The sequence below is a fragment of the Geomonas silvestris genome (genome assembly GCF_014193515.1).
Taxonomy (GTDB): Bacteria; Desulfobacterota; Desulfuromonadia; order Geobacterales; family Geobacteraceae; genus Geomonas; species Geomonas silvestris.
Genome location: NZ_BLXX01000004.1, coordinates 187,126 through 200,765 on the forward strand (window position 1 = coordinate 187,126; position 13,640 = coordinate 200,765).

General features: G+C 61.5%; 9 protein-coding genes. 3 read left to right on the forward strand and 6 right to left on the reverse strand.

Going from position 1 to position 13,640, the window contains the following annotated elements; translation table 11 throughout:
* Positions 1–38 precede the first annotated feature (38 nt).
* Positions 39–770 (reverse strand): fatty acid desaturase CarF family protein, encoded by a 732-nt coding sequence (locus GMST_RS08880; protein WP_183354286.1) that lies wholly within the window; start codon positions 768–770, stop codon positions 39–41.
* A gap of 271 nt (positions 771–1,041) precedes the next feature.
* Between GMST_RS08880 and thrC the strand changes: the two genes are divergently transcribed.
* On the forward strand, positions 1,042–2,421 hold the full coding sequence (thrC, locus tag GMST_RS08885) for a threonine synthase (protein ID WP_183354287.1): 1,380 nt from the start codon (positions 1,042–1,044) through the stop codon (positions 2,419–2,421).
* Between the two features lie 267 nt (positions 2,422–2,688).
* Positions 2,689–3,393, forward strand: a complete 705-nt coding sequence (locus GMST_RS08890; protein ID WP_183354288.1) for an HAD-IA family hydrolase — start codon at positions 2,689–2,691, stop codon at positions 3,391–3,393.
* Between the two features lie 90 nt (positions 3,394–3,483).
* Here the strand turns inward: GMST_RS08890 and GMST_RS08895 are convergent, their stop codons facing one another.
* Positions 3,484–4,863 (reverse strand): sigma 54-interacting transcriptional regulator, encoded by a 1,380-nt coding sequence (locus GMST_RS08895; RefSeq protein WP_183354289.1) that lies wholly within the window; start codon positions 4,861–4,863, stop codon positions 3,484–3,486.
* Between the two features lie 345 nt (positions 4,864–5,208).
* Here GMST_RS08895 and GMST_RS08900 point away from each other — a divergent pair, with 345 nt between their 5' ends.
* On the forward strand, positions 5,209–6,975 hold the full coding sequence (locus GMST_RS08900) for a M3 family oligoendopeptidase (RefSeq protein ID WP_183354290.1): 1,767 nt from the start codon (positions 5,209–5,211) through the stop codon (positions 6,973–6,975).
* Between the two features lie 129 nt (positions 6,976–7,104).
* On the opposite strand, the gene acnB is transcribed toward GMST_RS08900, so the two are convergent.
* The 4 genes from acnB to GMST_RS08920 all read right to left on the reverse strand — a co-directional run bounded on the left by acnB (position 7,105) and on the right by GMST_RS08920 (position 13,613).
* Positions 7,105–9,624 carry a bifunctional aconitate hydratase 2/2-methylisocitrate dehydratase gene (gene acnB / locus GMST_RS08905; protein ID WP_183354291.1) on the reverse strand — a complete coding sequence of 840 codons (2,520 nt, stop codon included), beginning with the start codon at positions 9,622–9,624 and terminating at the stop codon, positions 7,105–7,107.
* Between the two features lie 299 nt (positions 9,625–9,923).
* On the reverse strand, positions 9,924–10,691 hold the full coding sequence (gene fdhD / locus GMST_RS08910; RefSeq protein WP_183354292.1) for a formate dehydrogenase accessory sulfurtransferase FdhD: 768 nt from the start codon (positions 10,689–10,691) through the stop codon (positions 9,924–9,926).
* Between the two features lie 96 nt (positions 10,692–10,787).
* Positions 10,788–12,071: a cohesin domain-containing protein gene (locus tag GMST_RS08915; RefSeq protein ID WP_183354293.1), complete on the reverse strand. Its 1,284-nt coding sequence runs from the start codon at positions 12,069–12,071 to the stop codon at positions 10,788–10,790.
* Between the two features lie 213 nt (positions 12,072–12,284).
* Positions 12,285–13,613, reverse strand: coding sequence for a S41 family peptidase (locus GMST_RS08920; RefSeq protein WP_183354294.1), 1,329 nt, complete (start codon positions 13,611–13,613; stop codon positions 12,285–12,287).
* Between the last annotated feature and the right edge of the window lie 27 nt (positions 13,614–13,640).

The following is a 13,640-nucleotide window of genomic DNA, read 5'->3' on the forward strand; positions in this document are numbered from 1 at the left end:
GCGCCTCTGCGCTTCACGCTTTTGAACCTGTCGGCCACTCACCTGCTCTCGAGGTCGTCCGGTGCGTAAAAGGCGTAGTGCGTATCGGTGGTTTTTTTGTAGCCGGGGTACCAGCCTCTGGCTAAGAGATTCAGGAGCGGATCGGTCATCCCGTTCAAGAATGCGTAGTTCTGGTTGTCTTGCAGGTGGTGCCGGGCGTGGTGCCGCTTGGGAAGGATAAGCTTGAGGGAACCCAGGAACAGGGTGAGAGGTGCGGCGGAACTGTGCGCGAGGTAGTGCGAGACCTCGGCCAGGGAGGAGAGAATGCCGACGTACACGAAGATATGGGCGGCTAGCGGTTGCAGCTGCCCCATCTTGAACAGCAGCAGCACGAACAACAGATAACCGACGAGCCAGATCTTCGAGCCGGTCTCGTTGAAATAGACCACGGGAAGCGGCCGTTTCTTGTACTGCAAGACCTTGTGGTGCAGGTGGAAGTTGGCGATGAAGGGACCGAAGATCGAGTCGTAGCGATCGTTGTTGTCCATCATCATGTGCACCAGACCGTTGATGAAGTCGGTGAGCAGGACAGAAATAACAATGGCGACGGCTTGACCGACGGGGCCGATGCTCACCGGCCAGACGAGATACAGCAGACACGCCTGCAGTGAGACATTGGCGCTGGAGACGGCGAAATTGAAAACCTGGTAGCGCGCGAGCGACCGGTAGCGCTGCATGGCGTTGTTGAACTGGATCTGCTTTTCCGACAATTCCTGGCTCAGACATTCCACGCGGCAGTTCTCCATCCCGTCCCCAGGCTGCTCTCGATTACCAAGGCTTTCATTCAGTGCTCAGAGATTCTATTACAACGGAGCGGCCGTTTGTGTCAACGTATGGCTGCGAAAGCACCTCCACGAGGAAAGAAGGGCCAGCGCAGAGCGAAACGCCTGCAGTAGCGAGTCGGCGCACGGCCAGCTATCTCTTCACTTTTAGCATTTTAACTGTTATATATGGACGCTGTGCCGAACGGCCGACTACCTAGCAAAGGAAAGAGAAACGACCATGAAATACCTAAGCACCAGGGGAAGTATCGCACCGATCGGCTTCAAAGACGCTGTCATGATGGGACTTGCCACCGATGGCGGCTTGATCCTGCCCGAGAGCATTCCGCACCTGGATCGCGCTACCGTTGCTGCCTGGTCGAAACTACCCTACCGGGAGCTCGCCTTCAACATCATCTCCCTGTTCGCCACCGACATCCCGAAACAGGATCTCAAGGAGCTGATCGACCGCTCCTACGCCTCGTTCAACCACGCGGATACCACGCCGCTGGTGAAAAAGAACGGCGTCTACATCCTCGAACTCTTCCACGGGCCGACCCTGGCATTCAAGGACGTGGCCCTGCAGCTCTTGGGGAACCTCTTCGAGTACCTTCTGAAAGAGCGCGGCCAAAAGATGAACATCCTGGGGGCCACCTCGGGCGACACCGGGAGCGCGGCCATCGCCGGCGTGCGCGGCAAGGAAAACATCAACATCTTCATCCTGCACCCGCACCTGAAGACCTCCCCGATCCAGGCGCGCCAGATGACCACGGTGCTCGACGCCAACGTACACAACATCGCCGTCAAGGGGACCTTCGACGACTGCCAGGACATCGTGAAGACCCTGTTCAACGACCTCCCCTTCAAGGAGAAGTACGCGCTGGGTGCGGTGAACTCCATCAACTGGGCCCGCGTGCTTGCGCAGGTGGTCTACTACTTCTACGCCTGGGGCCGGCTCCCGGAACAGGAAGAGGTGATTTTCTCGGTCCCCACCGGCAACTTCGGCGACATCTTCGCCGGCTACCTGGCCAAGAGGATGGGACTCCCGGTCAAGAAGCTTCTGCTCGCCACCAACGAGAACAACATCCTGAGCCGCTTCGTGGCCAGCGGCGACTACTCCCTGGGCCAAGTCGTGCAGACCGTCTCGCCCTCCATGGACATCCAGCTCGCCTCGAACCTGGAGCGCTACCTCTACTACCTCTTCAACGAGAATCCGGCCCGGGTGCGCGAGGCATTCGCCGAGCTGCGCCAGACCGGCCGCATCGTGTTCAGCGCCGAAGAGCAAAAGCAGGTGCAGAGCGAGTTTTTGACCTGCTCGGTGGGTGAAGCGGAGACGCTCAAGACCATCGCAGACTTCTACCGCGAGACCGGTTACACCCTCGATCCGCACACCGCGGTCGGGGTCCACGGCGCGCTTAAGTGCGTCACCGACGGTTCCAGCGCGGTCTGCCTTGCCACCGCGCATCCTGCCAAGTTCGGCGAAGCGGTCGAGAAGGCGGTCGGCGCCCCTACCCCGCTGCCGCCCCAGTTGGCCGCCCTCGCGGGACTGGAAACCCGCTGCGAGGTGATGGATGCGGACAAGGACCTGGTGAAGGCGTTTCTCGAAGCGAAGGCAAACTAGGTCGCGACGCTGGCTTCCTCCAGCGTCAGGAGGAGGCTCTAGTCTGCCTTCCGTGCACCACAACAAACGTAAGCCAATCACCTAATGGTCCCCCCTCCCCTGACGGGAGGGGGACAGGGGGTGGGTGAAGTTGCCAACTGCTGCAGAGCCGGCACCTTCCCCCTCACCTTGTCCCTCTCCCGCAAGGGGAGAGGGGACTTTTCTTTCGGCGACAGTTCTGCTTTCCCGTGAACCTCAGGTTGACCTGACCCCAGCAAGGAACCCACGATGGCCCCCGCCCCGCTTACCATAGATTGGAACCAGATCGACACCATCCTGCTCGACATGGACGGCACGCTTCTGGACCGCCACTTCGACGATCACTTCTGGCTCGAGCACGTGCCGATGCGCTGGGCGCAAAAGCACGGCGGCAGCATCGAGGAGGCCAAAGAGCGCCTCTACCGGATGTTCCGCTCCCAGGAGAACACGCTCAACTGGACCGACCTCGACTACTGGTCGGCACAACTCGGGCTGGAGATCCCGGTCTTGAAGGAAGAGGTGCGCCACCTGATCGCGGTGCACCCCTTCGTCATCGAGTTCCTGCTTTTCCTGCGCCAGCACGGCAAGGCGGTCCACCTGGTCACCAACGCCCACGGCAAGACGCTCGACCTTAAGCTGCGGCGGACCAGCATCGGCCCCTATTTTGACGGGATCATTTCGGCTCACGACCTGGGACTTCCCAAGGAGGACCCGGCGTTTTGGGGGAAACTTCAGGAAAGGATCAGCTATCGGGCGGAGAGGACCATGCTCGGCGAGGACAGCGAGACCAACCTGGAGACGGCACGGCTCTTTGGGATCACGTACCTGATCCACGTCGGCCGCTTCAGCTCGACGGCAACGCCTGCGGTTTCCGAGAGGTTCACCAACATCAGGTACTTCAGCGAACTGTTGCCGCGGGACGGGTCCCTCACGGTCTGCCTCGGACAGGGATAAAAGGGATAAAGCGGATTTAAACCGATCAACAGGGATGAATGGGATAAACGGGATAAACCACTAACCACTAACCTCAACCTTAACCTAAGCCTAACGACTGCCGGCGGGATTGAAGAGTCCGTGCTTTTTTAAAAGGTCGTAGAGGGTCGACCGGCTCACATCGAGCAACTCGCTTGCCTTCGCGAGGTTGCCGCGGCTCGAATCGACAGCCGCACTGATGACGGTTCGCTCGGCTCGGTCCCGGGCTTCTCTGAGACTCAGGCTGCGCGACGCGGCGACGTCCTCACGAACCGGTTCCACTCCCAGCCCCAGCACCGCCGGTTCCAGGAAGGGGCCTTCGCTGAGAATCACTCCGCGCTGCACACGCCCCTCGAGCTCCCCGACATTTCCGGGCCAGCTGTGGCCTTCCAGCGCCGCGACCGCCTCGGCAGTGAAGCCGCGGACCCGCGCGTTGCACGCCTGGGCAAAGCGGCGCAGAAAGAGGTGGGCAAGCAGCATGATGTCCTGTCCACGGGTGCGTAACGGCGGCAGTTCCAGGGTGATCACCGAGAGGCGATAGTAGAGTTCCTCCAAAAGCAGCCCGGCCCGTACCGCGTGGGACAGGTTTTCCCGCGAGGCGCAGATGATCCTGATGTCGGTGTCGATGTCCCGGGTCCCGCCAACCCGCTGCAGCTTTCTCTCCTGCAACACCCTTAAAAGCTTAACCTGCAGATGCTGCGGCAGTTCCGCGGGTTCGTTGATGAACAAGGTCCCTTGGGCTGCGTGTTCGATCTTCCCCGGCAGTACGGCCACCCCCACTCCGGCTCCGCACTCCGCACCGAACAGCTCGCTCCCCAGTTGATCCTTATTGGTTACCGCGCACTGGATCGGGACGAAAGGCCCGTCTCCCCTGGCACTCAACGACTTGATGGTGCGTGCCACCAGTTCCTTGCCGGTGCCGAGCTCCCCGGTTATCAGCACGGGGACGTCGGATGCCGACACCATCTGAGCCGCTGAATAGACACGCTGCATTGCCGCGCACTGCCCCACGACCCCTTCGAGTCCCTGCCCCCGCCGGTCCAGGGTTTCCTGCAGGCGCCGGCGTTCCTCTTCCAGGTTGATCAACTGAAAGGCGCGCTTTATGACGCTCTTCAGTTCGTCCAGGTTCACCGGCTTGTGGTAGAAATCGTAGGCGCCAAAGCGCAGGGCCCGGTGCGCGGTCTCCCAGTCGCCGTTCCCGGTCAGAACCACCACCTTGGTTTCCGGCTGGCTCCCCAGCATCCACTGCAGGCAGCGGAACCCTTCCGCGGTTCCCTCGAGGTCAGGGGGCAACCCCAGGTCGAGCGCCACCACTTTGGGATTGTGCCGGTGAAACTGCTCCATGGCCTGGTTGAAGTCGGCACCTTGCAACACGATATATTCCGTTCCCAGCGCTTCCGCCAGTTCGCGGCGCAGTGTCTCGGTTGCTTCTATGACGAGCAGAGTGTCCATGAAAAACCTTAGAGTTCGTTAATTTAAACCAGTGTAGTTCTACCCCACCCGAATTCCCTTGTCAAGGATGAGTTCCGCTGCAAAATCACGAAAAATCACTTCACTAGACATGCTGCCACTCCGCGGGCGATCCAGCTTCGTCGCTGCCGGCGCGAGCTCACCTGGGAACCCGTAATCTCCTCACAGCGCCGGACCTTAAACCGGCGACCCGAAGTTTGCAACAGAGGGCGTTGAACAGACCACGCAGAACCTGCCTCCGGCCTCTCCAGCTTGACAGTCCTCCCCCCATCTATTAGTATCTGAGGTCACTTATTTGTATTTATTGAGAAAAATCAGGAGATCACCATGAGCAACGAGCTTACCTGGGATACCACACCGCTTTACCCCTCCACGACCTCTCCTGAACTGGCCGATGATTTCGACAAGGGTAGCAAGGAAGTCGCCGCGTTCAGAGAGCGCTACCGCGAAAAGGTTGCCGGCCTTTCCGCCGAGGGACTGCTAGCCGCCCTTAAGGAGTACGAGAAACTCCAGGAACTGTTGATCAAGCCGCAGCTTTACGCTCACCTGCTCTTCGCGGCTGACAGCGAGAGCGACGACAACAAGAGGCTTTCTCAAAAGGCCGCCGAGTTCGGAAACCTGATGGGGAGGGAGTTGCTCTTCTTCGACCTGGAGATCATCCAGTTGCAGGACGCTGCCTTCACCGCTCTGGTGGAGGACAGCCGGCTGGAGGTCTATCGGCATTTTCTGGAGGCGCTGCGCAAATTCCGCCCCCACACCCTGAGCGAGCGCGAGGAGAGCCTCCTCTCCCAGAAGGGGCTGACCGGCGTGCAGGCCTTCTCCCGCCTCTTCGACGAGGTTTCCGCCTCGCTGCGCTACAAGATGGAGCTCGACGGCGAGGAACGCGATTTTACCGGTGAAGAACTGCTGGCCATGCTGCACCACCCGGACGCCGCCGTGCGCGAGCGCGCCTTCAGCACCTTCCTGAACAAGCACCAGGAGCACGAGATCCTCTTCTCGGCGGTGTTCAACAATGCGGCCTTGGACCACGCACAGGACATGGAGTTGAGGAGCTACCAGCACCCGATGGAGCCCACCAACCTGGGGAACGAGATCCCGACCGAGGTGGTGGAAAGCCTCATGCAGGTATCCGAGGCCAACTACCCGCTGGCCCAGGAGTACTTCAAGCTCAAGGCTCAGTTGCTGGGGATCCCGAAACTGAAGAACTCCGACGTCTATGCGCCGCTAAGCGACAGCGGCAGGACCTACAGCCTCGAGGAGGCGCGTGCTCTGGTGGTCAAGGCCTACGGCGGGTTTTCGGAGGAGTTCGCCAAGCTGGCCGACGACTTCTTCACCGAGCGCCGCGTCGACGTGCTGCCGCGCCCCGGGAAGAGCGGTGGCGCCTTCTGCATGGGTATGACCCCGTCGCTCCCCCCCTATCTCCTCTTGAACTTCACGGGGAACCTGAGGGATGTCTCCACCATCGCGCACGAGGTCGGCCACGGCATCCACTACCATCTGGCCCAGGTGCAGACCATGCTGAACTACCACCCGCCGCTCCCCTTGGCGGAGACGGCGTCGGTCTTCGGCGAGATGCTGCTCACCCGGCTGCTTTTGGAGAACGAGACGGACCGCGAGCTGAAGAAGTCGCTGCTGTGCGCCAAGATCGAGGACATCATCGCGACCACCTTCCGGCAGAACGTGCTGACCCGCTTCGAGGAGCGCATGCACCTGGAGCGCAAAAACGGTCTCTTGACGGCGAGCACCCTGTGCGATTTCTGGTGGGAGGAAAACCACAAGCTCTACGGCGACGCCGTGGAGATGATCCCCCCCTACCGCTACGGCTGGAGCTACATCTCGCACTTCATCCACGCCCGGTTCTACTGCTACTCGTACACCTGCGCCGAGCTGCTGGTCTTGTCGCTGTACCAGATGTACCTCAAGGAGCGCGAGAAGTTCCTGCCGGTCTACCGCGGCATCCTGGCGGACGGCGGGGCGAAGACCCCGGCCGACACCCTTGCTCCCGCCGGCATCGAGATGAGCGACCCCGCGTTCTGGCAAAACGGCTACGACCTGCTCAAGGGGCTTATCGACGAGCTTAAGCAACTGTTGTAGTTCGGGGCTATCCCCTGGTTCGGTCCGGTCCGACTGATCCGACAGATCGGTCCGATGAAAAAACCACCAACGCAAAAAGGCCCACCGGTTTCCCGGTGGGCCTTTTGTTGTTCAAGCCGACTTCGGCTGTTACGCCTCGTCGAACTGCAGGTACTTGTACACCTTCTCCTTGTTCGGCTCGACCTTCTCCTTGTACACCTGGAGGTACTCGGCCGGGGTCGGGAGCTTGCCCAGGTTCACGGTGACGGCGCCCAGTTCGGCGGAGCCCAGGAACACCTTGGCGCCGTTGCCGATCCTGTCGTCGAAGTTGCGGGTCGAGGTGGAGAACATGTTCACCCCGTCGGGCACGCGGGCCTGGTTACCCATGCACAGCGAGCAGCCGGCGATCTCGATGCGGGCGCCCATGGCGCTGTACACGGAGAAGTACGCCTCGTCTTTGAGCTTCTGCTGGTCCATGCGGGTCGGCGGGCAGATCCAGGTGCGGACGCTGGGGTTGAACTTGGTCCCTCTCCAGATCTCACCGGCGGCGCGGAAGTGGCCGATGTTGGTCATGCAGGAGCCAAGGAACACGTCCTGGATCGGGGTGCCGGCCACTTCGGAGAGCACCTTCACGTCGTCCGGGTCGTTCGGGCAGGCGAGGATCGGCTCGGTGATCTCGGCGAGATCGATCTCGATGACCGCGGCGTACTCGGCGTTGGCGTCGGCTGCCAGAAGCTTCGGTGCCTTGAGCCACTCGTTGACCGCGTCGATGCGGTTTTGCAGGGTCTGGGCATCCTGGTAGCCGTCGGCGATCATCTGCTTCATGAGTGCCACGTTGGAGCGCAGGTAGGTAGCCACCGACTCCTCGGAGAGCTTGATGCAACCGGCAGCGGCGCTCCTCTCGGCGGCGGCGTCGGTCAGCTCGAAGGCCTGCTCGACGGAGAGCTCGGGGAGACCTTCCATCTCGAGGATGCGGCCGTTGAAGATGTTCACCTTGTTCTTCTTGGGCACGGTCAGAAGACCCTGCTTGATGGCCCACAGCGGGATCGCGTTCACCGCGTCACGCAGCGTAATGCCCGGGTTGAACTTCCCTTTGAAGCGCACCAGTACGGACTCGGGCATGTCGAGCGGCATGAAGCCGAGGGCGCCGGCGAAGGCAACCAGGCCGGAACCTGCCGGGAAGGAGATGCCGATCGGAAAACGGGTGTGCGAGTCGCCGCCGGTACCGACGGTGTCCGGAACCAGGAGGCGGTTCAGCCAGGAGTGGATGACGCCGTCGCCGGGCTTCAGGGGTACGCCGCCGCGCTCGATGATGAACTGCGGCAGGGTCTTGTGCATCTTGACGTCGGCCGGCTTCGGGTAGGCCGCGGTGTGGCAGAAGGACTGCATGAACATCGGCGCCAGGAACTTGAGGCAGGCGAGTTCTTTCAGCTCGTCGGCGGTCATCGGGCCGGTGGTGTCCTGGGAACCGACGGTGGTCATCTTCGGCTCGCAGGCGGTACCCGGCAGGATCCCTTCTACGCCGCAGGCGCGGCCAACCATCTTCTGGGCCAGCGAGTAGCCCTGCCCTGCTTTCGGGGTCGGGTTGACCGGCAGGGTGAAGACGTCGGTCGGGCCCATGCCGAGCGCCTTGCGGGCGCGGTCGGTGAGTGCACGGCCGATGATCAGCGGGATGCGGCCGCCGGCGCGGAACTCGTCGAACAGGGTGTTGGGAGCCACCTTGAAGCTGGAGAGCACTGCACCGGACTCGCTCTTGATCTCGCCCTTCTTGGAGTCGATCACGATGACGTCGCCGGTCTTCATCTTGGTCACGTCGGTTTTGATCGGGAAGGCGCCGGAGTCCTGGGCGGTGTTGAAGAAGATCGGGGCGATGACGCCGCCGATGATGATGCCGTCGCGGCGCTTGTTGGGAACGGCCGGGATGTCCTTGCCGATCGCCCAGAGTACCGAGTTGCAGGCAGACTTGCGGGAGGAACCGGTACCCACGACGTCGCCCACGAAGGCAACCTCGTACCCTTCGGCACGGAATTTGGCGATGGTGGCGTTACCGTCCGGGAAGCGGGTCTTGCCCATGGCAAGCGCGTGCAGCGGGATGTCCGGACGGCTCCAGGCGTCGCCCGCCGGGGAGAAGTCGTCGGTGTTGATCTCGCCTTCCACCTTGTAGACCTTCACCTTCACGGTCTCCGGCAGCCCCGGCTTGGAGGTGAACCACTCGGCGTTGGCCCAGGACTCGATAACCTTTTTCGCAGCGGCGTTGGTCTTGGAGAGTGCGAGGACGTCGTCGAAGGCATCGTAGACCAGGGTGATGCCGGAAAGCGCGGTGACGGCCGCATCGGCCAACTCGGCGTCTTTCAGGGCGGCGACCAGCGGGGTCACGTTGTAGCCACCCAGCATGGTGCCCAGGATCTGCACCGCGTCTTTCTTGGATACCAGCGGGGAGGTTGCGGAACCGGAAAGAATGTCGGCGAGGAACTTGGCCTTCACCTCGGCCGCCGGATCAACGCCCGGGGAAACCCGCTCTTTCAGAAGATTCAGCAGGAATGCCTCCTGCCCGGCCGGGGGAGCCTGCAGCAGTTTGCACAAATCTGCAGTCTGTTCCGGATCGAGGGGTTTGGCAGGAATTCCCAGTGCCTTGCGTTCGGCTTCTTGCTTCAGGTACGCGTCGATCATGATGCCTCCTCGTGATATTTTAACCAGCGAATTACGACAGTTACGGGATGAAAACGATACAGTCATCGTTCATTTGAACGCATACTGTATACAGTTTTTACCCTGCTTTGTCAATTATTGAAATGGTCTCGAGGTCACAGTCCGGCAACCGCCAGGATGAAGCGGCGGGAGCCTCTTGGCCTGGCGGACCTGGTATCTGGCGGAGTCAAAATGTGTCGACGGGGGGAAAGGGCAAAGGTAGCAACGGAGCCGATAACGAAACGGCAGCACCCTCTTCGAGGCTGCTGCCGTTTTCTCCGTTATTCCGCCGCTGCGGAGAGCCGTTGGGGGTGCGTGTAGACGAGGAAGGTGCCGCCGCGCAGGTAGCCGATCAGCGTGATCCCCGCTTCCTGGCAGATCCTGATCGCCATGTCAGTCGGCGAGGTGCGCGAGGCGATGAGCGGGATGCCGAGTCCGGCGGCCTTGGCGGCCATTTCCGCAGAGATGCGACCCGAGGTGACCAGAAGCATTCCGGAAAGTTCCATGCGCCGGATCAGGGCCTCCCCCGCCAGGCGGTCCAGCGTGTTGTGCCGGCCGATGTCCTCGGCGTGCAGGACGAGGGTGCCGTCGAGGGCGCCGACTGCGGCGGAATGGACGCCGCCGTGCACCTTGTACTGCTCCGCCTTGCGCGCCAGTTGCTCCATGAGGGCAAAAATCGCCTCCGGGGTCACCGGTTCCCCGTCGGCCACCCGGAGGTTTCCCTCACCTGCGCCCGGGAGGCTGTAGGTGACGCCGGTGCCGCATCCGGAGGTGAGGATCGGCTTGAGGGTCTCGGGAAGCTCACCCTTGATCCTTACGTTGGCGACCCCGTAATCGTTGCAGACGCTGAGCATCTGGAAGTCGTCGACCGAGCCGACGAACCCTTGGACCCGCAGGAACCCCGCAACCAGGAACCTGAGGTCGTGCGGCGAGGCGACCAACGTCACCAGTTCCCGGTCGTTCACCCGGATCACCAGGGGAAACTCCCCCACCACCTCGGTCTCGTCGCGCACCAGGCGCCCATCTGCATATGCGTGGACTTCTTTCATGCTTCTCCTTTTGACAAAACTAGCGGGAGGCCACCCGAGGATGACCTCCCGCATCGATCGAAACGTTCTTCCCACCGCGGCGCGGCAGGTTGCCAACTACTTCTTCGGTGCCGCTGCGGGCCTCGCGTCCTGCTGGAGCAGGTAGTTGCCGGTGAAGATGTAGTCGTCCTGGTAGTCGCGCCGGCCGTCGCCGTTCAGGTCGTACCGGGGAGCCTTCTCCGTCCCGTGTTCCTTCAGATACTGCTGGAAGTCCGCCTCGTTGACGCTGCCGGACTTGTCGAGGTCGACGTTCACCCTGGGGAGCACCGTCAGGGGGATCTCCTGCTCCACGCCGTCCACCGTCATGATGATGCCGGCCCTGATGGTGTTCTTGTCGGGTCTGAGCTCCAGCTGCCACTCCCCTTCGCTTGTTTGCTGCAGCGACACGTACCGCGCGTGGCTGAAGGCGAAGTTCGGCGCCCGCTCGCCCGGCAGGTGCGAGATACGCACGGTCACGGTCGATTTACCATCGGAGATGCCGATTGCGGGAGTCTGCGCGAACCTCGCATCCGTCGCAAAGAGAGCAGTGAGCTTCTGCGGTGTCTTCTCGCCGCTGAACAGGCGGAACTTCTCCAGGACGCTCGTCACCGTATGGGCCTGGTACCTCTCGGCTTTCTTGGCAGTGACCGGAACCTCCGGCGCCGCGGTCGGTTCAGGGGTCGGTGCCGGGGTGGGCGGCGCAGTCTCGCGGCCTTCCTGCGGTACCTGCGGGGAGGTGGTCTCTTTGCGGGGGGCGCCGGAGTCGTCCGTCGGCATGCTGAGGGTGCCGCCTACGCTGTAGGTGCCGGAAGTACCGCCTTTGTTGCCGGTATCGCCACTCTTGTTGGCATCGTTGCTCCCCGACCCGGATGCCGTGAGCGTCGAACTGTTATCCTGCAGGTCGGAAGGTGCCCAGGATCCGAAACTGACCGGGATGTTCTTGGCTGTGGGGACGGTCCCGTCCAGCACCGGATTGGTGGTACCCGGCCCGACAGAGAGCCTCCCCGGAGTGCTGCCAATCTGGGTGAAGGTTATGGTGGCAAGGACCCCGGAACCGCTCATGCCAGTCTGCGACAAAGCGGCTATCTGGATCGAGCCCGGGACGTTCGCGTTGTACGCGAAGAACGAGCCGGACGCCATGGCGCCCTGGGTTACCTTTTGCACGGTGAGCAGCGAGCTGTCGTAGCCTACGATGACATGGAAAGCGTGTGGCGCCGGGATTCCGGAGGCGACCACGTTGAACGTGGCGTTACCGGCAGGAGCAATCGAGATGGACCCGGCGGCGAATACTGCCGGTGCTGACAGGAGCAAGGACCAGATCAGCAGTAACTGGCACAGCGCGGCTCTTTTGAACTTGAACATGAAGACCTCACGATGCAGGGGGCTGGTGACAGAGTTTCAACGCACCAGCAAGAATGCTTTAAACGCAGTGGGTAGTGTACCGCACTTTACGTCACTCGCACTTTCCCTGTCAAGAAACAGCTGATGAGGGCATTTTCCCCGTTTTGACGCACAAAAAAAGCGGAAGAGGTATTCCTCTTCCGCTTTTTCCTTCATCAGCCTGGCGGCACTGCGTTACGCCTTGCCCATAGCCTTCAGGATGTCCCACCCTTTCAAGAGGTCGAGGGCACGCAGCACTTGCGAGTCGCCCTTGATGCTCTCGTCGGTCTTGTAGGGAGCGGGTTTCACCTTCTTGTCATCGACCGCTTCTTTCTTGTCGTTCTCGAAGTGGTTCTCGAGGTCTTTCTCGCGGATGTGCATCCCGTCGTTCTTCTTCTCGGTCGTGGCGGCGATCTCAACCTTCTCGGCCACGATGTCCGGGGTGATCCCCTTGGCCTGGATGGAGCGGCCGCTCGGCGTGTAGTAACGGGCGGTGGTGAGCCTGAGGCCCGAGTTGTCGGAGAGCGGGATGATGGTCTGCACGCTCCCCTTGCCGAAGCTCTGGGTACCCATGACCACGGCACGTTTGTGATCCTGCAGGCAGCCCGCCACGATCTCGGAGGCGCTTGCCGACCCGCTGTTGATGAGGACCACGATCGGGTAGCTCCCCTCTTTGCCGCCTTTTCGGGCGGTGAAGCGCATCTTGGAGTCCTTCTCGCGCCCTTCGGTGTAGACGATCAGCTTCCCTTCGTCGATGAAGTGCTCGCAGACCCTGACCGCCTGGTCCAAAAGCCCGCCGGGATCGTTCCTGAGGTCGAGCACCAGCCCCTTGAGCGGAGCGGTGGCCTGCAGGCTCTTGAGCGCCTTCTCGAGGTCGTCGTCGGTCTTCTCCTGGAACTGGGAGATCCGGATGTAGCCGTAACCGTCGTCCAGCACCTTGGACTTCACGCTCTTCACCTGGATGATGTCACGCTCCAGGATGAAGTCCTTTGTCTTCTCGAACCCTTCGCGCATGATGGTCAGGGTGACCTTGGTTCCCTTGATGCCGCGCATCCTTTTCACCGCATCGGTTATGGTCAGGTCCTTGGTGAACTTCTCGTCGATCTTCAGGATCTGGTCGCCCGCCTTGATCCCCGCCTTGAAGGCCGGGGTGTCCTCGATCGGAGAAATGACCGTGAGGATACCGTCTTTCACGGTGATCTCGATACCCAGGCCGCCGAAGGCACCCTTGGTGTCGATCTTCATCTCCTTGTAGGTTTCCGGCGGCATGAAGGAGCTGTGCGGATCGAGGGAGCTCAGCATGCCGTTGATGGCGCCGTAGACCAGCTTCTTGGTGTCCACGTCCTCGACGTAGCTCTTCTTCACGATGGAAAGCACGTCGGTGAAGAGTTCGATCGATTCGTAGTCGTTGCCGGCGCTTTGGGCCGCACACCTGCGCTGAACGCCAAAGGCGATGGTAAGCGTCAGCAGTGAGACTGTCGCGATGAAAATCGTCGCCTTTTTGTAGTTACTGCCCTTGAACATTCTGCCTCCCTATCTCATGTAGTGCGT

What these genes read in the sequence shown, in the direction of transcription:
- thrC (WP_183354287.1), top strand. Translation starts at nt 1,042, where the DNA reads ATGAAATACCTAAGCACCAGGGGAAGTATCGCACCGATCGGCTTCAAA.
- GMST_RS08890 (WP_183354288.1), top strand. Translation starts at nt 2,689, where the DNA reads ATGGCCCCCGCCCCGCTTACCATAGATTGGAACCAGATCGACACCATC.
- GMST_RS08895 (WP_183354289.1), bottom strand. Translation starts at nt 4,863, where the DNA reads ATGGACACTCTGCTCGTCATAGAAGCAACCGAGACACTGCGCCGCGAA.
- GMST_RS08900 (WP_183354290.1), top strand. Translation starts at nt 5,209, where the DNA reads ATGAGCAACGAGCTTACCTGGGATACCACACCGCTTTACCCCTCCACG.
- acnB (WP_183354291.1), bottom strand. Translation starts at nt 9,624, where the DNA reads ATGATCGACGCGTACCTGAAGCAAGAAGCCGAACGCAAGGCACTGGGA.
- fdhD (WP_183354292.1), bottom strand. Translation starts at nt 10,691, where the DNA reads ATGAAAGAAGTCCACGCATATGCAGATGGGCGCCTGGTGCGCGACGAG.
- GMST_RS08915 (WP_183354293.1), bottom strand. Translation starts at nt 12,071, where the DNA reads ATGTTCAAGTTCAAAAGAGCCGCGCTGTGCCAGTTACTGCTGATCTGG.
- GMST_RS08920 (WP_183354294.1), bottom strand. Translation starts at nt 13,613, where the DNA reads ATGTTCAAGGGCAGTAACTACAAAAAGGCGACGATTTTCATCGCGACA.